The 20,041-nt window shown below is 70.7% G+C and carries 18 protein-coding genes; 9 read left to right on the forward strand and 9 right to left on the reverse strand.

Annotated features, from left to right (window positions below):
- Positions 1-201: 201 nt before the first annotated feature.
- Both ACWC24_RS03440 and ACWC24_RS03445 read left to right on the forward strand, forming a co-directional pair.
- Complete coding sequence (locus tag ACWC24_RS03440; protein WP_450661150.1) at positions 202-852, forward strand: GntR family transcriptional regulator; 651 nt, start codon at positions 202-204, stop codon at positions 850-852.
- Positions 849-2,159, forward strand: coding sequence for an MFS transporter (locus ACWC24_RS03445; protein WP_450661151.1), 1,311 nt, complete (start codon positions 849-851; stop codon positions 2,157-2,159). The genes ACWC24_RS03440 and ACWC24_RS03445 overlap by 4 nt, the downstream gene beginning before the upstream one ends.
- 151 nt (positions 2,160-2,310) lie before the next feature.
- Here the strand turns inward: ACWC24_RS03445 and ACWC24_RS03450 are convergent, their stop codons facing one another.
- Positions 2,311-3,135: a maleylpyruvate isomerase family mycothiol-dependent enzyme gene (locus tag ACWC24_RS03450; RefSeq protein WP_450661152.1), complete on the reverse strand. Its 825-nt coding sequence runs from the start codon at positions 3,133-3,135 to the stop codon at positions 2,311-2,313.
- Positions 3,136-3,349: 214 nt separating this feature from the next.
- Here ACWC24_RS03450 and ACWC24_RS03455 point away from each other — a divergent pair, with 214 nt between their 5' ends.
- A complete protein-coding gene (locus ACWC24_RS03455) occupies positions 3,350-4,147 on the forward strand; it encodes a carbon-nitrogen family hydrolase (RefSeq protein ID WP_450661153.1) in 798 nt (265 codons plus the stop codon).
- Between the two features lie 10 nt (positions 4,148-4,157).
- On the opposite strand, the gene ACWC24_RS03460 is transcribed toward ACWC24_RS03455, so the two are convergent.
- The gene (locus ACWC24_RS03460; RefSeq protein ID WP_450661154.1) at positions 4,158-4,664 is read right to left on the reverse strand and encodes an LURP-one-related/scramblase family protein; all 507 of its coding nucleotides are present in this window, start codon (positions 4,662-4,664) and stop codon (positions 4,158-4,160) included.
- A 118-nt stretch (positions 4,665-4,782) separates the two neighbouring features.
- On the opposite strand from ACWC24_RS03460, the gene ACWC24_RS03465 reads away from it, so the two are divergent.
- Positions 4,783-6,618 (forward strand): NHL domain-containing thioredoxin family protein, encoded by a 1,836-nt coding sequence (locus tag ACWC24_RS03465; protein ID WP_450661155.1) that lies wholly within the window; start codon positions 4,783-4,785, stop codon positions 6,616-6,618.
- Positions 6,619-6,742: 124 nt separating this feature from the next.
- On the opposite strand, the gene ACWC24_RS03470 is transcribed toward ACWC24_RS03465, so the two are convergent.
- The 5 genes from ACWC24_RS03470 to ACWC24_RS03490 form a co-directional block, all read right to left on the reverse strand.
- Complete coding sequence (locus tag ACWC24_RS03470; protein ID WP_450661156.1) at positions 6,743-6,907, reverse strand: hypothetical protein; 165 nt, start codon at positions 6,905-6,907, stop codon at positions 6,743-6,745.
- A 46-nt stretch (positions 6,908-6,953) separates the two neighbouring features.
- Positions 6,954-8,111, reverse strand: a complete 1,158-nt coding sequence (locus ACWC24_RS03475; RefSeq protein ID WP_450661414.1) for a glycosyltransferase — start codon at positions 8,109-8,111, stop codon at positions 6,954-6,956.
- A gap of 177 nt (positions 8,112-8,288) precedes the next feature.
- Positions 8,289-8,537, reverse strand: coding sequence for a DUF6458 family protein (locus ACWC24_RS03480; protein ID WP_450661157.1), 249 nt, complete (start codon positions 8,535-8,537; stop codon positions 8,289-8,291).
- 88 nt (positions 8,538-8,625) lie between these two features.
- Positions 8,626-9,921: a M18 family aminopeptidase gene (locus ACWC24_RS03485; protein WP_450661158.1), complete on the reverse strand. Its 1,296-nt coding sequence runs from the start codon at positions 9,919-9,921 to the stop codon at positions 8,626-8,628.
- 157 nt (positions 9,922-10,078) lie between these two features.
- Positions 10,079-11,905, reverse strand: a complete 1,827-nt coding sequence (locus ACWC24_RS03490) for an acyl-CoA dehydrogenase (protein WP_450661159.1) — start codon at positions 11,903-11,905, stop codon at positions 10,079-10,081.
- A 142-nt stretch (positions 11,906-12,047) separates the two neighbouring features.
- Here ACWC24_RS03490 and ACWC24_RS03495 point away from each other — a divergent pair, with 142 nt between their 5' ends.
- The 4 genes from ACWC24_RS03495 to aspS all read left to right on the forward strand — a co-directional run bounded on the left by ACWC24_RS03495 (position 12,048) and on the right by aspS (position 16,751).
- Positions 12,048-12,521, forward strand: coding sequence for an SseB family protein (locus tag ACWC24_RS03495; protein WP_450661160.1), 474 nt, complete (start codon positions 12,048-12,050; stop codon positions 12,519-12,521).
- Positions 12,522-12,669: 148 nt separating this feature from the next.
- Positions 12,670-13,647 carry a pirin family protein gene (locus ACWC24_RS03500; RefSeq protein ID WP_450661161.1) on the forward strand — a complete coding sequence of 326 codons (978 nt, stop codon included), beginning with the start codon at positions 12,670-12,672 and terminating at the stop codon, positions 13,645-13,647.
- Positions 13,648-13,712: 65 nt separating this feature from the next.
- Positions 13,713-14,834: an AI-2E family transporter gene (locus ACWC24_RS03505; protein ID WP_450661162.1), complete on the forward strand. Its 1,122-nt coding sequence runs from the start codon at positions 13,713-13,715 to the stop codon at positions 14,832-14,834.
- Positions 14,835-14,987: 153 nt separating this feature from the next.
- Positions 14,988-16,751, forward strand: a complete 1,764-nt coding sequence (gene aspS, locus ACWC24_RS03510) for an aspartate--tRNA ligase (protein WP_450661163.1) — start codon at positions 14,988-14,990, stop codon at positions 16,749-16,751.
- Positions 16,752-16,858: 107 nt separating this feature from the next.
- On the opposite strand, the gene ACWC24_RS03515 is transcribed toward aspS, so the two are convergent.
- Complete coding sequence (locus tag ACWC24_RS03515) at positions 16,859-17,335, reverse strand: hypothetical protein (protein WP_450661164.1); 477 nt, start codon at positions 17,333-17,335, stop codon at positions 16,859-16,861.
- A gap of 162 nt (positions 17,336-17,497) precedes the next feature.
- Here ACWC24_RS03515 and ACWC24_RS03520 point away from each other — a divergent pair, with 162 nt between their 5' ends.
- Complete coding sequence (locus ACWC24_RS03520; protein WP_450661165.1) at positions 17,498-18,466, forward strand: dioxygenase family protein; 969 nt, start codon at positions 17,498-17,500, stop codon at positions 18,464-18,466.
- A gap of 123 nt (positions 18,467-18,589) precedes the next feature.
- Here ACWC24_RS03520 and ACWC24_RS03525 read toward each other — a convergent pair whose 3' ends face one another.
- A complete protein-coding gene (locus ACWC24_RS03525) occupies positions 18,590-20,035 on the reverse strand; it encodes a VCBS repeat-containing protein (RefSeq protein ID WP_450661166.1) in 1,446 nt (481 codons plus the stop codon).
- Positions 20,036-20,041 lie beyond the last annotated feature (6 nt).

Genomic DNA, 20,041 nt, shown 5'->3' on the forward strand with positions numbered 1-20,041 from the left:
TGAATGCCCCTGTTGTGCGGCCGAGTTGGCGGGCTACAGCGAGAGGGCCGCAAGTGTGTGACACGTAAGTAGCACAGAAGGTTGTGCGGTTGCTGGGGCCGAATTCCCTGAACGGGTGAAGAGGGAGAGGTTCGTCCGGTCCGGGGTCCGGATGCTGGAACGGACGCCACCATGCGTACGTGATGTATCTATCCTGTGGGCATGAGCCTGGCCGTCAAACAAGCACCCGCCGCCGACCGCGTCTACAGCCACGTCAAGCAAGCCGTCCTGGAGCGCCGTTACGAGGGCGGCACCCTGCTCACCGAGGGCGAGCTCGCCGAGGCCGTCGGGGTCTCGCGCACCCCCGTGCGCGAGGCACTGCTGCGGCTGGAGGCCGAGGGGCTGATCAAGCTCTACCCGAAGAAGGGCGCCCTGGTCCTGCCGGTCTCCGCGCAGGAGATCGCCGACGTCGTGGAGACCCGGCTGCTGGTGGAGGAGCACGCGGCGCGCAAGGCCGTACCCGCCCCCGCCGGTCTCCTCGAACGGCTGGAGGGGCTGCTGGCCCGCCAGAAGGCCCAGGCCGCCGCCGGGGACCTGGCGGGCGCCGCCGTCACCGACCGCTGCTTCCACGCGGAGATCGTCCGCAGCGGGGGCAACGAGATCCTCTCCCGCCTCTACGACCAGCTCCGCGACCGCCAGCTCCGGATGGGCGTGGCGGTGATGCACTCCCACCCCGACCGGATCGCCAAGACCCTCGCCGAGCACGAGGAGATCCTCGGCGCGCTGCGCGCGGGGGACGCGGAGGCGGCCGTCTCCCTGGTCCACCGGCACATCGGCTGGTTCTCCCATCTGGCCCGGGGCGAGGTCCGATGAGCGGCGGCTCCAGGCCCGTGACGGTGCTCCCCTCGGACCCGCCGGGCGGCCGTCGCGCCGTGGCCGTCTGGTCCATCGGCGTCGCCGTCTACTTCGTCGCCGTCATCTTCCGCACGTCCCTGGGCGTGGCGGGACTCGACGCCGCCGACCGCTTCCACGTGGGCGCCTCCGCGCTGTCCACCTTCTCCATCCTCCAGTTGCTGGTGTACGCGGGCATGCAGATACCCGTGGGGCTCCTGGTGGACCGGCTCGGCACCAGGAAGGTGCTGACCATCGGCGTCGTGCTGTTCACGGCCGGGCAGCTGGGCTTCGCGTTCTCACCGTCGTACGGCACGGCGCTCGCGTCGCGGGCCCTGCTCGGCTGCGGTGACGCGATGACGTTCATCAGCGTGCTGCGGCTCGGCTCGCGCTGGTTCCCGGCGCGGCGCGGACCGCTGGTCGCGCAGCTCGCGGGTCTGGCCGGCATGGCCGGCAACCTGGTGTCGACGCTGGTGCTGGCCCGGCTGCTGCACGGCGTCGGCTGGACGGCGGCGTTCGCGGGCAGCGCGCTCGCCGGTGTCGTGGTGCTCGTCCTGCTGCTGCTGTTCCTGGAGGACCACCCCGAGGGGTTCGAGCCGGAGCCGTTCCCGCACCGGGGCGCCGCCTACGTCCGCCGTCAGATCCTCGCGTCCTGGCGGGAGCCGGGGACGCGCCTGGGGCTGTGGGTGCACTTCACCACCCAGTTCCCCGCGATGGTGTTCCTGCTGCTGTGGGGGATGCCGTTCCTGGTCGAGGCACAGGGGCTCAGCAGGGCCACCGCCGGTGAACTCCTCACGCTGGTCGTGCTCTCCAACATGATGGTCGGCCTGGTGTACGGCCAGATCGTGGCCCGGCACCACGAGGCCCGGCTGCCGTTGGCGCTGGGGACGGTGGGGGCCACGGCCGTGGTCTGGGCGGTGACGCTGGCCTGGCCCGGCGCGCACGCGCCGATGTGGCTGCTGATCGTGCTGTGCGCGGTGCTCGGGGCGTGCGGACCGGCGTCGATGCTCGGCTTCGACTTCGCGCGGCCGGCGAATCCGCCGGAGCGGCAGGGAACCGCGTCCGGCATCACGAACATGGGCGGGTTCGTCGCCTCGATGACGACGCTGTTCGCGGTGGGTGTGCTGCTGGACGCCACCGGCGACGACTTCACCGTCGCCTTCTCCGCGGTGTTCGTCCTCCAGGCGCTCGGTGTCAGCCAGATCCTGCGCCTGCGGGGCCGGGCGGCCCGGCGGGAGCGGGAGCGGCTGGTGGCGTCCCGGGTGGAGACGGTGCACGTACCGGTGTGAGGGTGAGCGGGCCCACGGGCGGGTGTCCCCCGCCCGTGGCCGGCCCCACCGGGCCGGCACGCCTCCGCGTCACCGGGTCACCCGCGTCATGGGGTCACCGCGCCACGACGTCACCGCGCCACGACGTCACCGCGCTACGGGGTCACCCGCGTCACCGGGTCACCGCGAAGTTCCGCAGGATCGCCCCGGTGAGCTCCGGGTCGCCCTCCGTCTTGATCCGGTCCGCCACCGCGTCCGCTGACACCCGGCCGCAGGCCAGGCGCACGAAGGTCTCCCAGTCGAGGGTGAGGGTGGCGGCGGGGCCGAGGGCGGGGGCCGTCTCCAGGGTGCCGCGGCCCTGGATGTCGACGCGGATCGTGCGCAGGAACTCGACGGGCCCGTGCACGTCGAGGACGACCGCCGAACTGCGCGGAGCCTGCGCCTTGTCGGCCACGACCTGGGGGAGGGCGGCGAGCAGCACGTCGCGGGCGATGTGCGCGCCGGGGGAGTCGAGGTCGCCCGGACGGCCGAGGGCGGCCCGCAGGTCCTGCTCGTGCACCCAGACGTTGAACGCGTGGGTGCGCATGGACTCCTCGAGGGTGACCTCGGTGCTGAGGTGGCCGCGCACCTTCGTACCGGGATCGCGGGATTCGTTGCGCAGCTGGCGGTTGCGGCGGATGACCGTGTACTCCAGCTCCGACGTCATCTCCGGCGCCGTGTGGTGGCGGCGGACGTCGACCTGCATCTCCATGTAGCGCTGGTGCTCGTTGGTGACGTGGAACAGGTCCCGCGGCAGGGTGTGGATGGGGCGCGGGTCGCCCAGCATCTCGCAGTCCAGGCCGATCACATGCGAGACGACGTCCCTGACCGACCATCCCGGGCACGGGGTCCGCCGGTTCCACTCGCCCTCCACGAGCGGCTGGACCAGTTCGGATATCGCGTCGATGGAGTGGGTCCAGGCGTCGGCGTAGGGCTGGAGGGTGGGATGCAGACTCACGGAACGGGACCCCTCGGCGGTCGGTACACGGTTGGTTTACGGCGGCGTTGCCAGCGGGAGGTGACAATCGGTGGGTGCCTCGGCTCCCCCTATTCTCGGCTCCGCTCGAATCGGGGGGACCCCCAAGTTACGCTGCTGCGAGGCACCCCGGCAGTGCTTTCGTGTGACGATCGTAGGCCCGTGTGGACGGCTCGAATGCCAGGACGGTGGTAGTGTGCGCGCCTCTTTGATCCAAGTCGCCGTGGACGAAGGCGAATCGACCGCGTCACGGCGGGCCCGGGTGGCCTCTCTGGTACGGGATCGGGCGGGCGCCGCCGACCTGGTGATGCTGCCCGAGCTGTGGACCACGGGCGCCTTCGCCTACGAGCGGTTCGCCGACGAGGCGGAGCCGCTCGACGGGCCGACCCACGAGGCGATGGCGAAGGCCGCGAGCGAGGCGGGCGTGTGGCTGCACGCGGGCTCGATCCCGGAGCGGGACCCGGACGGCTCCCTGTACAACACCTCGCTCCTCTTCTCCCCCTCCGGAGAGCTCGCCGCCGCCTACCGCAAGATCCACCGCTTCGGATTCGACAAGGGCGAGGCCGTGCTCATGGGCGCGGGTACGGAACTGCGCACCGCGCGCCTGGCCGGCACCACGGCCGGTCTGGCCACCTGCTACGACCTCCGTTTCCCCGAACTCTTCCGCGGGCTCGTCGACGCCGGCGCCGAGGTGCTGCTGCTCCCGGCCGGCTGGCCGGAGCGCCGACGCGCGCACTGGACGCTGCTGGCCCAGGCGCGGGCGGTGGAGAACCAGGCGTTCGTGCTCGCGTGCGGAACGGCCGGGACCCATGCGGGAGTCCCCCAGGCGGGGCACTCGATCGTGGTCGATCCCTGGGGCGAGGTCCTCGCGCAGGCGGGCCCCGAGGAGGAGGTCCTCAGCGTGGAGTTCGACCCGGCGAAGGTCGCCGCGGTCCGGGAGCAGTTCCCCGCCCTGAAGGACCGGGTCCTGGGACTGGCCGCGCCCCTTCGCTGAGGAACCGGGATCAGTCCCGCACCCGTTCTCCCTCCCGCTCCTGCTCCGCCAGGTGGATGACGCACACCGCCACCGCGATCAGCAGCGCCGGATCGGCGTCCTCCCGTACGACGTCGACGCCGTACGTCTCCCGCACGTGCAGCCACCGCCGGGAGACGACGGCGAGCAGTTCGCCGTCGTACTCGACGGCGAACTCGCGGTCGAGGACCTTGCCGCCGACGTCCAGCTCGGTGCCGTCCACGAGCGACACCCGGTAGTGGTTGCGCAGCAGGGAGAGCCGTTTGCGGCGGATCGTCGCGAGCGGCTCGCCGTCCCGCTCGATCGCCATCGTGTCCCGCAACGTCAGCATCCTGCGGTGGAAGTCGATCAGGACGCGGCCGCGGGCGTCCTTCAGCTCGAAGGTGTCGCGCAGCCGCATCGCCTTGCCGTCGACGAGGAAGACCTTCTCGCCGTGCTCGTCCTCGATCCAGTAGTCGTCGCCGAAGCCGAGCAGCCGGTCGCGTACCAGGAATCTCATGCCCGCATGACTTCCCCGACGCGGACCGATCGTCACGGGGTGATCGCCCTGCCCGCCGTCCCGGCGCGGTGGGCAGGGCGGGACCACGTCCCAGCAGCGGTGATGGCACTCTGGGATCATGAGCGACTCCTCTCCCCGCCGTGTCCGTGTCCGTGCCCCCGAGCTGATCGGCAAGGGGGGCTGGATCAACACGGGCGGGAAGGACCTGAAGCTCGCCGACTTCCGAGGTCGCACATTGATCTTGGATTTCTGGACCTTCTGCTGCATCAACTGCCTGCATGTCCTCGACGAGCTGCGGGAGCTGGAGGAGAAGCACCGGGACACCGTCGTGATCGTCGGTGTCCACTCGCCGAAGTTCGTGCACGAGGCCGAGCACCAGGCGGTCGTGGACGCGGTCGAACGCTACGGGGTGGAGCACCCCGTGCTCGACGACCCGGAGCTCGCCACCTGGAAGCAGTACGCGGTGCGGGCCTGGCCGACGCTGGTCGTGATCGACCCCGAGGGCTACGTCGTCGCGCAGCACGCCGGTGAGGGACACGCGCACGCGATCGCGCGGCTCGTCGAGGAGCTGGAGGCCGAGCACGAGGCGAAGGGCACGCTGCGCCGCGGCGACGGGCCGTACGTGGCGCCGGAGCCCGAGCCGACGGTGCTGCGCTTCCCCGGCAAGGCGCTGCTGCTGCCCTCCGGGACCTTCCTGGTCAGCGACACGACCCGGCATCAGCTGGTGGAACTCGCCGAGGACGGCGAGACGGTCCTGCGGCGGATCGGATCGGGGGCGCGCGGGTTCGCGGACGGTACGGCGGACACGGCGACCTTCAACGAGCCGCAGGGTCTGACGCTGCTGGACGGGGCCGTGGTCGTCGCCGACACGGTCAACCACGCCCTGCGGCGCCTGGATCCGTCGACCGGCGAGGTGACGACCCTGGCGGGCACCGGCCGTCAGTGGTGGCAGGGTTCGCCGTCGTCAGGACCGGCCCGGGAGGTCGACCTGTCCTCGCCGTGGGACGTGGCCGTCTTCGGCGGCCGGGTGTGGATCGCGATGGCGGGCGTCCACCAGCTGTGGGCGTACGACCCCGCCGCCGGGACCGTCGCCGTCGCGGCGGGGACGACCAACGAGGGGCTCGTCGACGGGCCGGGGACCGAGGCCTGGTTCGCCCAGCCCTCCGGGCTCGCGGCCACCGCCGACCGGCTGTGGCTCGCCGACTCCGAGACGTCCGCGCTGCGCTGGGTGGACCTCGACGGCGTCGTCCACACGGCCGTGGGCACCGGCCTGTTCGACTTCGGGCACCGGGACGGGGCCGCCGGGCAGGCGCTGCTCCAGCACCCGCTGGGGGTGACCGCGCTGCCCGACGGTTCGGTCGCCGTCGCCGACACCTACAACCACGCGCTGCGTCGCTACGACCCCGCGACCGGCGAGGTGAGCACGCTGGCCACGGATCTGCGGGAGCCGAGCGACGCCGTGCTGGTGGGCGAGGACATCGTGGTGGTGGAGTCGGCCCGGCACCGGCTGACCCGGCTGCGGCTGCCGGAGGAGGCGGTGCGGGTGGAGTCGGTCGCCCACCGCACGCAGCGTGCGGCCACGGAGGTGCGGCCCGGCCGGCTGCGGCTGGATGTGATCTTCCAGGCGCCGGCGGGGCAGAAGCTGGACACCCGTTACGGTCCCTCGACCCGGTTGCTGGTCTCCTCGACCCCGCCCGGACTGCTGCTGGCGGGGGAGGGCGCGGACACGGATCTCGCGCGCACGCTGGAGCTGGACCCGGCGGTGACCGAGGGCGTGCTGCACGTCTCGGCGATGGCCGCGTCGTGCGACGACGATCCGGCCAACGAGTACCCGGCCTGCCATGTGCACCAGCAGGACTGGGGGGTTCCGGTCCGCCTCACCGAAGGCGGGGCGGACCGGCTGCCGTTGGTCCTGGCCGGCATGGACGACCAGGAGACGGCACGGGGTGCCTGACGGGTCGAACCCGTCGGCCTCGGACGCCCTGACGTCTCAGGGCGTCCGAGGAGCCGGGGAGCCCTGACCTCTCAGGGCGTCCGACGAGCCGGAACGCCCCGGTGGGCCGGGGCGTTCCGGCGGTTCAGCGGCGGCGCGGGCGCGGCGCCAGCTTGAACAGGGCCACTCCGGCCGCCACCAGCGTGGTGGCGGCAACCATCATGGCCATGCTGTTCATCCACATTCCGGTGGCGGCCAGCGTGGCCCCGCCGGCGCCGGTGGTGCCGACACCTATGACTCGTCCGTACATGGTCGTTCTCCTTGGTGCTGATGTGCTGTCGGAAGGTGTGGGGGGCTCATGTGGCCACCCACTTCTCCTCGCTGCGGCGCAACAGGCCCCACAGCGAGGCGAAGTAGACGGCGTGCTGGAACAGGTCGTAGAGCATCTCCGGGATCATCAGCAGCGCCACCAGGAGTGCCTTGGGGCCGGCGCGACGGACGGAGACGGTCTTCTCGACCACGAAGATCAGGCCGATCGAGGTCCAGAACGGGGACAGGCCTGGCAGGCCGTAGATCGCCGTGCACGCGATCATGAAGGTCAGGTAGACCAGGAACGAGAGCGCGCCGAAGCCCATCAGGAACTGCTGGACGAAGTAGCGGGCGGTGACCCGGGTCCAGCCGTAGTCGCGGAGGTTCTCCAGCGCTCCGCGCTGCCAGCGCAGCCGCTGGTGCCACAGCTTGGGCAGGGTGGGCATGACCTCGGTGACGACCTCGCAGCCGGCCGGGGACATGGCCCGGTAGCCGAGGGTCTTGACCGCCTTGGTCATCTCGTCGTCCTCGGTGAGCGAGGCGAGGCTGTAGTAGCTGTTGCCGCCGCCGATCGTGCCGGCGCGGCGGGCGGCGCGCACCTCGCGCAGCACCCGGGCCCGGAACATGGTTCCGGTGCCGGTCAGCACCTGGGCCTTGCCGCCGGTGCGGTCCAGCTCCCAGGCGTAGCGGTGGAACTCCATGCGCTGGAGCAGGCCGAGGAGTCCGCCGCCCTCCTCGCCGTAGAACACCCCGCCGACGGCGCCGACCTTGCGGTTGAAGGTGCTGATGGCGGTCTCGGTGAACCAGGGGTTCAGCACGGTGTCAGCGTCCTGCACCAGCAGCAGGTCACGGTCGTCGAGGTGGGGCAGGATCCAGGCGATGGCCTGGTTGAGGGCGCCGGCCTTCTTGTGGGTGTTGCCCTGGGTGTGGAAGACCTGGGCGCCGTGGGCGGCGGCCACGGCGGCGGTGTCGTCGGTGCAGTTGTCGGCGACCACCACGATCAGGTCGGGGCGCCGGTTCTGCCGCCACAGGCCGTCGATGGCGTCGGCTATGCGGTCCTGCTCGTTGTGCGCCGGGATCAGTACCGCGAGCCGGGGGTTCTCGGCCGGTTCCTCGTGCGCGGCGTGCGCGCGGCGGGCGCCGTGGCGCCCCGTCGGTGAACTGGTCGCGTTGCTCCTTGCGGCGGGGTCGCCGAATACCGCCAGGTCGTGCACGGCAGAGCTCCCCCGTCGTGGAATTGCAAGACTCCATGGCCTCTGCGCGGCAGAGTCTTCACGATAGCCACATTGTTTGACAATACGGGGTCAACGCTTCACGTTCCGTGACTCACATCGGGTGAACGGTCCGCCCGCGCGGCCGGGGACTGCGGCGTTGTGCCGGGATCACACGCCGTATCCGTCGGAATAGCCGTCGCGGTGGTGGTGCCGTTCCTCCTCGACGACGGTGGCCGCGGGCGGCACGACCACCCGCCTGCGCCGGGCGATTCCACTGAACGTCGCCACACCGATCAGTCCGACCAGCATGAGGATGAGTCCGACCATGTCGAGGTCGACCCCCTGCATGTGCCAGTCGGTCGCGAACGTGAGAATGGCTCCCACCGCGATGAGGATGATGCATCCGCCGAGGCCCATCAGGCTCGCCTCCCTGTCCGGACCGGTCGTTCCGGTCCTGGACTGCGGGTACCCCCGTTGGCAACACCCATGCCGCGGCGGGCTGTTGCTAGCCGGCCAGGAACGCCGCCAGTGCGTTCGCCAGCAGGTGCGGGTCGTCCGCGCCGCACAACTCCCGTGCGCTGTGCATCGACAGGATGGCCACGCCGATGTCGACGGTCCGGATGCCGTGGCGGGCCGCGGTGATCGGGCCGATGGTCGTGCCGCAGGGCATGGAGTTGTTGGAGACGAAGGACTGGAACGGGACGTCCGCCTTCTCGCAGGCGGCGGCGAACACCGCGCGGCCCGTACCGTCGGTGGCGTAGCGGTTGTTGACGTTCACCTTGAGGATCGGGCCGCCGTTGACGCGCGGGTGGTGCGTCGGGTCGTGCCGCTCGGCGTAGTTGGGGTGGACCGCGTGGCCGGTGTCGGAGGACAGGCAGACGGTGCCGGCGAAGGCGCGGGCCCGGTCCTCGTACGACCCTCCGCGGGCGAACACCGAACGCTCCAGCACGCTGCCCAGCAGCGGGCCGTCCGCGCCGGTGTCGGACTGCGAGCCGTTCTCCTCGTGGTCGAAGGCGGCGAGGACGGGGATGTACGGCAGGTCGTCCAGGGCCGCCACCGCCGCCAGCGCCGCGGTGCCGGCGTGCACCGACAACAGGTTGTCCATCCGTGGCCCGGCCACGAGGTCCTTGTCGCGGCCCAGGTAGGCGGGTGCCTCCACGGAGTGGACCATCAGGTCCCAGCCGGTCACCTCGCCCGCGGCGACGCCCGCCTCCTCCTCCACGAAGGCGATCAGGTCTCCGTCGCGCACCCGGTCGCCGAGGCCCCAGACGGGCTGGAGGTGGCGCTGCTTGTCGAGCTTGAGCCCCTCGGAGTTGACCGCGCGGTCGAGGTGGATGGCGAGCTGCGGCACACGCAGCAGCGGCCGGTCGACGTTGACCAGACGCGTCGAGCCGTCGCGCAGCGTCAGCCGTCCGGCCAGGCCCAGGTCGCGGTCGAGCCAGGAGTTGAGCAGCGGCCCGCCGTAGATCTCCACGGCCACCTGCCGCCAGCCGTGCGCGCCGGTGTCCGGCAGCGGCTTGACCCGCAGGTTGGGCGAGTCGGTGTGGGCCCCGACGATCCGGAAGGGGGTGTGCGGCGTGGCGCCCGCGGGGACGTACCAGGCCACGATGGCGCCGCCGCGCAGCACGTACTTGCCGCCGCTCGTCCCGTCCCAGGCGTCCGTCTCCGAGACCTGCCGGAAGCCGGCCTTCTCCAGCCGCTCGGCGGCGTTCGCCACCGCGTGGTACGGCGACGGGCTCGCGCTCAGGAAGGTCATGAGGTCGTCGGTGTGGCCGCGGTCGAAGCGGGAGGGTTCGCTCATGGGTTCACCTTAACGACGGACGAGGGCCCGTTCCCCATCACTGGGAACGGGCCCTCGTGAGGGCTTGGTGGAGCTGTTTCCGTACGGCCCGGGACCGGCGTGGACCGTCGCCCGCCCCCGGGGACCGGCGGCGGGCGACAGGGGACGGCGGGCGGGACTAGAAGGCGGCCTCGTCCAGCTCCATCAGGTCCAGGTCGACGTCCGTGGCCACCTTGCGGGCCAGGGTGACGCCGGGCAGGACGTTGGCCGCGAAGAACTTCGCCGCCGCGATCTTGCCGGTGTAGAAGGCCCGGTCCTTGGCGGAGGCCGTCTCCAGCTTCTCGGCGGCGACCGCGGCGCCCTTGAGCAGCAGGTAGCCGACGACCACGTCGCCGGAGGCCATCAGCAGGCGGGTGGTGTTCAGGCCCACCTTGTAGATGTTCTTGACGTCCTGCTCGGTCGAGGCGAGGTCGGTCAGCATCAGACCGACGATGGCCTCCAGCTCGACGGCCGCCTTGGCCAGGTGGTCGCGGGCGGCGGACAGCTCCTCGCCGCCCGTGCCGATGGCGAGGAACTTCTTGATGTCCTCGGCCAGGGAGTTCAGCGCGGCGCCCTGGTTGCGGACGATCTTCCGGAAGAAGAAGTCCTGGCCCTGGATCGCCGTGGTGCCCTCGTACAGGGTGTCGATCTTGGCGTCGCGGATGTACTGCTCGATCGGGTATTCCTGGAGGAAGCCGGAGCCGCCGAAGGTCTGGAGCGACTGGGCGAGCTGCTCGTAGCCCTTCTCGGAGCCGTAGCCCTTGACGATCGGCAGGAGGAGGTCGTTCAGGGCCTCGGCGGCGGAGGTGTCCTCGCCGGCGGCCTCCTTGATCTGGATCTCGTCCTGGACCGCGGCCGTGTACAGGACCAGGGCGCGCATGCCCTCGGCGTACGCCTTCTGCGTCATGAGCGAGCGGCGCACGTCGGGGTGGTGCGTGATGGTGACCTTGGGCGCGGTCTTGTCCATGAAGTTCGCGAGGTCGGTGCCCTGGACGCGCTCCTTGGCGTACTCCAGCGCGTTCAGGTAGCCCGTCGACAGCGTGGAGATGGCCTTCGTGCCGACCATCATGCGGGCGAACTCGATGATGCGGAACATCTGGCGGATGCCGTCGTGCTTGTCGCCGATCAGCCAGCCCTTGGCGGGGTGGCGGTCGCCGAAGGTCATCTCGCAGGTGTTGGAGGCCTTGAGGCCCATCTTGTGCTCGACGTTCGTCGCGTACACGCCGTTGCGCTCGCCCAGCTCGCCGGTCTCGAAGTCGAACTCGTACTTCGGGACGAGGAAGAGGGACAGGCCCTTGGTGCCGGGGCCGTGGCCCTCGGGGCGGGCGAGGACGTAGTGGAGGATGTTCTCCTCCATGTCGTGCTCACCGGAGGTGATGAAGCGCTTCACGCCCTCGATGTGCCAGGAGCCGTCCTCCTGCTGGATCGCCTTGGTGCGGCCTGCGCCCACGTCCGAGCCGGCGTCGGGCTCGGTGAGGACCATCGTGGAGCCCCAGCGCTTCTCGACGGCCATCGCGGCGATGTGCTTCTGGACGTCGTTGCCCTCCTCGAAGAGGATGCCCGCGAACGCGGGGCCGGAGGAGTACATCCAGACCGCCGGGTTCGCGCCGAGGATCAGCTCCGCGTACGCCCATATCAGGGAGCGGGGCGAGGTGGAGCCGCCGATCTCCTCGGGCACGCCGAGGCGCCAGTACTCGGAGTCCATGAACGCCTTGTACGACTTCTTGAAGGAGGCCGGCACCGGGGCGGTGTTCGTCTCCGGGTCGAAGACCGGCGGGTTGCGGTCGGCGTCGGTGAAGGACTCGGCCAGCTCGTTCTCCGCCAGGCGGGTCAGCTCGGCGAGGACGCTCCTGGCGGTCTCGGTGTCCATCTCCTCGAACGGGCCGCTGCCGTACAGCTTGTCGCGGCCGAGCACCTCGAAGAGGTTGAACTCGATGTCGCGGAGATTCGACTTGTAGTGCCCCATGGCGACGGCTCCGTAGAGGGATCGGCGAGGCGCTGAATCCTCGCGACTGTTTCACTTACCAACAAGTAGCTAGATGATGCTACCCGCCAGTAATAAGATGCAACCCCGATCGGGTCATCTGTGACTCGTTACTCTTTGGGGCATGTACGGCTACGACCAGAGCGCGGGTGCCCAGCAGGGGTACGCCCCGCCGCAGCAGCAGATGCCCGGCGGTGTCGGCGGTTACGGCCAGCAGCCGCCGCACTACCCGGAACCGTCGCCGCCCTCGCTGGTCGACGCGGTCCGTGCCTTCACCACCGGCCAGGTGGCCGCGGAGGACTTCCAGCAGGTCTTCGCCACCTCGAAGGTCTACTGCCCGCGCGGTGACAACCCTGGCTTCCTCGCGCTGCACAACACCCAGCAGCCGGTGATCCCGATGTTCAGCTCCCTCAAGGAGCTGCGCCGGTACGCGGGCAAGGAGTCCAAGTACTTCGTGATCACCGGAGCCGAGGTGATCGACCTGCTGCCGACCGGGTACGGGTTCGTCCTCGACATGGAGGGCGAGTACCGGATGGTCTTCGACGCCAAGGCCGTGGAGCAGATGGTCGAATTCGCGATGCGTCGCATGTACGGCTGACCGTCCGCCCAGGCCGCCCGATCCAGCCGCCCCGGCCGACCCCGATGCCACGACCCGAGCCCGGAGGGAATTCCCTCCGGGCTCTCTCCGTTGAGGGTGGCAGAAAGTTCAATGCTCAACTAATCTGGTTGCACAAGGAGGTACCGACATGCCCGCAGTAACCGTCGAGAACCCGTTGACGCTGCCCCGTGTGGCCGCTCCCGCCGATGCGGTGGCCCGCCCCGTGCTCACCGTGACGACCGCGCCCAGCGGCTTCGAGGGCGAGGGCTTCCCGGTGCGCCGCGCGTTCGCCGGGATCAACTACCGCCATCTGGACCCGTTCATCATGATGGACCAGATGGGCGAGGTGGAGTACGCGCCGGGCGAGCCCAAGGGCACCCCCTGGCACCCGCACCGCGGCTTCGAGACCGTCACCTACATCATCGACGGCGTCTTCGACCACCAGGACTCCAACGGCGGTGGCGGCACCATCACCAACGGCGACACCCAGTGGATGACGGCGGGCTCGGGCCTGCTGCACATCGAGGCGCCGCCGGAGTCCCTGGTCATGTCGGGCGGGCTCTTCCACGGCCTCCAGCTGTGGGTGAACCTCCCGGCCAAGGACAAGATGATGGCCCCGCGCTACCAGGACATCCGCGGCGGCAACGTCCAGCTGCTGTCCACCCCCGACGGCGGCGCGCTGCTGCGGGTCATCGCCGGTGAGCTGGACGGCCACCAGGGCCCCGGCATCACCCACACCCCGATCACGATGATCCACGCGACACTGGCCGCGGGCGCCGAGCTCACCCTGCCGTGGCGCGAGGACTTCAACGGCCTCGCCTACGTGCTGGCCGGACGGGGTTCGGTGGGCACCGAGCGCCGGCCGATCAAGCTGGGCCAGACGGCCGTCTTCGGCGCGGGCTCCTCGCTGACCGTCCGCGCCGACGCACAGCAGGACTCCCACACCCCGGACCTGGAGGTCGTGCTCCTGGGCGGACAGCCCATCCGGGAGCCGATGGCCCACTACGGCCCGTTCGTGATGAACAACCAGCGGGAGCTCCAGCAGGCGTTCGAGGACTTCCAGAAGGGCCGCCTGGGGACCGTTCCGGCGGTGCACGGGATGACCGAGGGCGGACCGCAGGCCTGACGCTCCGTCACCCGGGCGGGCCGTCCCGACGGGACGGCCCGCCCGTCGCGTGATCGGGTGGAGGTGTGCACCTGCTTCCCGATCCCGCCCGTCGGCTCGCCGCCTGGTGTGCCGTCGTCCTGCTGGTCGCCGGGGTCGGCTATCTCGGGATCCGGCTGTGCGCCGAGCTCCGTACGGCCGTGACGCCCGTGCTGCTCGCGCTGCTGGGGACCGCGCTGCTCGGGCCGCTGCACCGCCGGCTGGTGAAGGCCGGGGTCAACCGGTCCGTCGCGGCCGTGGTCACCTGTGTCGCCGTGGTGGCCGTCGTCGGCGGAGCCGTGTACATCGTCGTCGCGGCGCTCGTCCACACCGGGGACGAGATCGTCGCCTCGCTCAGGACCGCGGCGCGCAGCATCGCCGACCACTTCGGTGCCGCCGGCACCTCGCTGGACGACCTCGCCGGCCACAGCAAGGAGCTGCTCTCCCGGTTCGGCGGGACCGCCGCCTCCAACGTCATCAGCGGGGTCAGCGTCGTCGGCGAGACCATCGCCGTCGCCGTTCTGGCCCTGCTGCTCGTCTTCTTCTTCCTGCGCGACGCCCACCGGGTCTCCCCCGCGCTCAGGTCGCTCGCCCCGCGCGGCACCGCCGACACCGTGGAGGTGATGGCGCGGCGCGCCTTCGAGGCCGTCGAGGGGTTCATGCGCGGGACGACGCTCATCGCGCTGATCGACGCGGTCTGCATCACCGTCGGTCTGCTGATCCTGCGGGTGCCGGGGGCCATCGGGCTCGGCGCGCTCGTCTTCGTCGCCGCCTACATCCCCTACCTCGGGGCCTTTCTCTCCGGGTCGGTGGCCGTGCTGGTCGCGCTCGCCGAACGCGGATTCGTCATCGCGCTGTGGGCGCTCGGTGTGGTGGTGGGGGTGCAGCTGCTGGAGGGGCATGTGCTCCAGCCGGCGATCCAGAGCCGGACCGTGCAGATGCATCCGGCCGTGGTGATGCTGGCGATCACCGCGGGCGCGTCCGTGGCCGGGATCCTCGGGATGCTGCTGTCCGTGCCGCTGACGGCGGCCGTCTTCGGGGTCCTGCACGAACTGCGCACCCGTCACCTGCCGTCCGGGCCGTCCGGGCCGTCCGGGTCGTCCGGACCGTCCGGGCCGTCCGGGCCGTCCGGGCCGCCCGAGGTGCCGTCCGGGCCGTCGGAGGCATAGCGCGGGCCCCGAGGCGCTGTCCGGGCCCTCGCGGGGACCCGCCCCCGGACCTGCCGTACTAATGGTGGGGAGGTGATGACGGACCGGCCGGTAGGCTGGGGTGAGGTTTCACGTGAAACACGACCCCGATCCGCGAAGGCTGGATGAACGACGATGCATCGGTACAGGTCCCACACCTGCGGCGAGCTCCGCGCCTCTGACGTCGGCACCGACGTCCGGCTGAGTGGCTGGCTGCACAATCGGCGCGACCTGGGTGGCATCCTCTTCATCGATCTGCGCGATCACTACGGCATCACGCAGCTCGTCGCCCGCCCCGGCACGCCCGCATACGAGGCTCTCGACAAGGTGACCAAGGAGTCGACGGTCCGCGTCGACGGCAAGGTCGTCTCCCGCGGCAGCGACAACGTCAACCCCGAGCTGCCCACCGGTGAGGTCGAGGTCGAGGTCGGCGAGGTCGAGCTGCTCGGCGCCGCCCAGCCGCTGCCCTTCACGATCAACGCCGAGGACGGGGTCAACGAGGAGCGGCGCCTGGAGTACCGCTTCCTGGACCTGCGCCGCGAGCGTATGCACCGCAACATCATGCTGCGTACGGCGGTCATCTCGGCGATCCGCCACAAGATGACGGCGCTGGGCTTCAACGAGATGGCGACCCCGATCCTGAGCGCCACCTCCCCCGAGGGCGCCCGCGACTTCGTCGTGCCGTCCCGCCTGAACCCGGGCAAGTTCTACGCGCTGCCGCAGGCCCCGCAGCAGTTCAAGCAGCTGCTGATGATCTCGGGCTTCGACCGGTACTTCCAGATCGCGCCCTGCTTCCGTGACGAGGACGCCCGTGCGGACCGTTCGCCGGGCGAGTTCTACCAGCTCGACGTGGAGATGTCCTTCGTCGAGCAGGAGGACGTCTTCCAGCCCATCGAGAAGCTCATGACGGAGCTCTTCGAGGAGTTCGGCAACGGCCGTCATGTGACGTCCCCGTTCCCGCGGATCCCGTTCCGTGAGTCGATGCTGAAGTACGGCTCCGACAAGCCGGACCTGCGGGCCCAGCTCGAGCTGGTCGACATCACCGACATCTTCGAGGGCTCGGAGTTCAAGGCGTTCGCCGGCAAGCACGTGCGCGCGCTGCCGGTGCCGGACGTCTCGGCCCAGCCCCGCAAGTTCTTCGACCAGCTCGGCGACTTCGCCGTGACGCTGGGCGCGAAGGGCCTGGCCTGGGTCCGGGTCGCCGAGGACGGCTCGCTGAGCGGCCCGATCGCGAAGTTCCTGACCGAGGAGAACGTCGCCGAGCTGACCAAGCGCCTGTCGCTGGCGGCCGGTCACGCCGTCTTCTTCGGCGCGGGCGAGTTCGACGAGGTCTCGAAGATCATGGGCGCGGTCCGCGTCGAGGCCGCCAAGCGCGCCGGCCACTTCGAGGAGAACGTCTTCCGGTTCTGCTGGATCGTCGACTTCCCGATGTACGAGAAGGACGAGGAGACCGGCGCGATCGACTTCTCGCACAACCCCTTCTCGATGCCGCAGGGCGGTCTGGAGGCCCTCCGGACCCAGGACCCGCTGGACATCCTGGGCTGGCAGTACGACATCGTCTGCAACGGCGTCGAGCTGTCCTCCGGCGCGATCCGCAACCACGAGCCCGAGATCATGCTCAAGGCCTTCGAGATCGCGGGATACGACCGCGAGACCGTCGAGGAGAAGTTCGCGGGCATGCTGCGCGCCTTCCGCTTCGGCGCCCCGCCGCACGGCGGCATCGCCCCCGGCGTCGACCGGATCGTCATGCTCCTCGCGGACGAGCCCAACATCCGCGAGACGATCTCCTTCCCGCTCAACGGCAACGCCCAGGACCTGATGATGGGCGCGCCGACGGAGCTGGAGGAGGCGCGACTGCGCGAGCTGCACCTCTCGGTGCGCAAGCCGCAGCCGAAGTAGCGGAGCGCGGGAAGCGGAACCCGCTCCCGGACGAGCCCTTGCGAAGGGGGCCGGAAACCACATCGGTTTCCGGCCCCCTTCGCCGTTCAGGCTCTGATGCCGCGGTCCTAGGTGTCGTACCGCCCGTCCCAGGGCGCGCCGAAGCCGAGGTGGTCCGGGTAGAGCTCGGCCCAGGCCTCGCCGTCGTCCTCCCCGGTCAGCAGGCCGAACAGCACGCCTTCGACGGTGACGCGGAAGGGACTGACCGCGATGTCCGTGTAGGTGCGCCGGGGCAGGCTGCGGAGCTTGGTCGCCAGGTGGGCGCGGGCGTGGGCGAGCACCGACGTTCCTCCGTGCGGGGACCGCTGCTGCTCGGCCCAGGTGCCGGCGCACCAGATCTCCGAGTCGCGGTAGCGGCCGTCGGCGTCGAAGAGATGCAGCACCGAGTACAGGCGCTTGTGCACCTCCCAGCCGTCGTCGGGACGGTACTTCTCGGGGAAGGCGTAGGTGACCGAGCCCAGGAACTGTCCGTCCGCGTAGCGGCCGACGGCCTGGGTACGGCCCTGCGGCTCGTAAGCGATCGGAATGACCTCAGGGACTGGCATGGCGAGAACCATACGTATCCGCTGTGGCGACTTTCACTCCAGGGTCCTGAGATGACCGTCGGTCTTCCGGAGGAGCCGCTCCCTGGCCCCTTTTGCACGCACATGGCAACGCACAGTCCTTCCCCACGCTCCTGACAGGGCCCGTGCCTAACGTCACCGCCCATGACGGGAAACCAAGGACCAGCACACAAGCGGAGCATGACCCGGCGCAAGGTCGTCGTGGCGGGCGGAGCGGCCGTGGCCGTGGCGAGCGTGGGCGGCGGAGTGGCCGTGACCGCCTTCGCCGGTGAGCCGGGCACCGGCTCGACCGCGTCGGCCACCGCCGCGGAGACCTGCTACAAGCTCACCTCGGAGACCACCGAGGGTCCCTACTACATCGACGCGGACAAGATCCGTAAGGACATCACCGGGGACAAGGAAGGCATCCCGCTGACCCTGGTCCTCAAGGTGATCGACTCCGAGACCTGCAAGCCCATCAAGAACGCGGCCGTCGACATCTGGCACTGCGACGCGCTGGGCATCTACTCCGGTTACGAGAGCCTGTCCACCGGCGCCGGCGCGCCGACCGACGCCCCCTCGGGCGCGCCGACCGACGTTCCGAGCAACGCCCCCTCCGGCACTCCCACGGGTGAGCCCCCGTCCGGCGCGCCCTCCGGCGGCACCGGCGGCGGTGGCCACGAGGAGCCGACCGACGACGAGCGCTATCTGCGCGGCACCTGGAAGACGGACCGCAGCGGTCACGTCACCTTCAAGACGATCTTCCCGGGCTGGTACCGGGGTCGCTGTGTGCACGTCCACGTCAAGGTGCACGTGGACGGCGAGTGGACCGACGCGGGGTACGAGGGCGGGCACACCTGCCACACGGGCCAGTTCTTCTTCTCCGAGGAGTCCGTGCTGGCCTCCGCCGAGGTGGCGCCTTACTCCACCAGCACCACCGAGCGCACCACGCTCACCGAGGACACGATCTACGACCAGAGCGGCACCGCGGGCGGCCTGCTCAAGCTGAAGTACGACAAGAAGCACATCGCGAAGGGGGTGCAGGCCTCCCTGACCCTGGGCGTGGACCCGGACGCCACCCATGACGGCACGGACGACGCGGTGCAGCCGGGGGCGTCGGCCTCGGCGGCGTAGTACGGACCGCCCCGGCTCCGGGGCGCTCGCGCCCGAACCGGCGAGAGCGCCCGGGACGTCACCGTCCCGGGCGCTTTTCGGCGCACCGGACCGCCGGCGGGCGCCATGACGTGCTCACGGCGGTCAGATCAGCTCGTGCAGGCCGTTGCCGCTGAGGAGCGTGCCGTACTTCTGGGTGAGGTTGACGGAGGCCGCGTTGAAGACCCGGCTGCCCTTGGCCGTCGGACCGGAGGCACCGCCCGGGAACACCCAGACCGCGCCGGTGAAGTTGTTCTCGCCGGACGCGCCGACGAACAGCTCGGGCCTGCCGTCGTTGTTCACGTCCCCGACGGAGACGGTGGTGCCGAAGAAATCGTCCGTCTCGTTGCCGCCGCCCACGCCCGCGGTGAACTGGCTGAAGGAGTAGGAACCGGCGCCCAGCGCGCCGGAGCGGCGGCCCGGGATCACCGTCACCTCGCCGGACCGGTTCTTGCCGGCGACCCCCTCGTACGGCGTGCCGACGACGATGTCCGCGAGGCCGTCCCGGTTCAGGTCGGCCACGGCGAGGGCGCCGCCGAATGCGTCGTTCTTCTCGCTGACGCCGGGCACGCCCGCGGTGTTCTGGGTGATCTGCGCGGGTTCGGCGTCCTCCGAGATACCGGCCGCGCTTCCGTACCAGACCAGGACCCGGCCGCCCGAGGCGCCGTCCACACCGGCGACATGGGGTTCGGCCGGGTCGCCGACCACGAGATCGGCGAATCCGTCGCCGTTGACGTCGCCGGAGGCGGCGATGAAACCGTTGCCCTTGAGCGGACCGTCACCGTACTCGGGGTACGCGTAGACCGCGCCGCCGCTCAGATCGCTCAGGCCGACGGTGACGAGAGCCTGGCTGGGAGTGGCGTTGCCGTTGAAGTCGCCGAGCGTCACGCTCGCCACGGACGGGGTGTTCTCCTCGACCGAGCGGGTCCCGTAGGTGCCCGTCCGGCTGAACGGACCCTTGAAGCTCACGGTGCCTTCCGTCCCGGCCACCACGATCCGCTCCTTGGGACCGCCGCCGAGGCTGAGAGCGGCGAGATCCAGCCCGAACCGCGTGCCGTGCGTCGACGTGGCGGTGGGCAGCGGCAGCTGGGTGGCCGTCGTCAGCCCTGCCTTGCTGCCCCACAACACCGTGACCAGGCCGAAGTCCTTGCCCTCGGCGGTGTCCTCGTACGGTGCGGAGACCACCAGGTCGGCGTAGCCGTCGCGGTTGAGGTCGGCGGTGGCGGTGGCGGTCCCGAAGCCGTCGCCCGCCTCCGCGGAGCTGGGCACCCCGGCGGTGTTCTGCGTGATGGTCGTGCGCCGGGCCGCCGACAGCCCCGACTTCGACCCGTACAGGACGACCACCGCGCCCGCGCCCGCCTGGCCGGCCACGTCCGCGCCCGGCGCGGGCAGGACGGCATCGCGGTACCCGTCGCCGTTGAAGTCCCCGGGAGTGGCGCCGTGCACGGCCCAGGACGGTCCCGCCGACAGCAGGGTGGCCCCCATCAGCCCCGCGAGCAGTAAGGCGGCGGATCTCCAACTGCCTCCGGACGTACGACCTTTCATGGCCATGTTCAT

Source organism: Streptomyces sp. NPDC001443 (genome assembly GCF_053597355.1).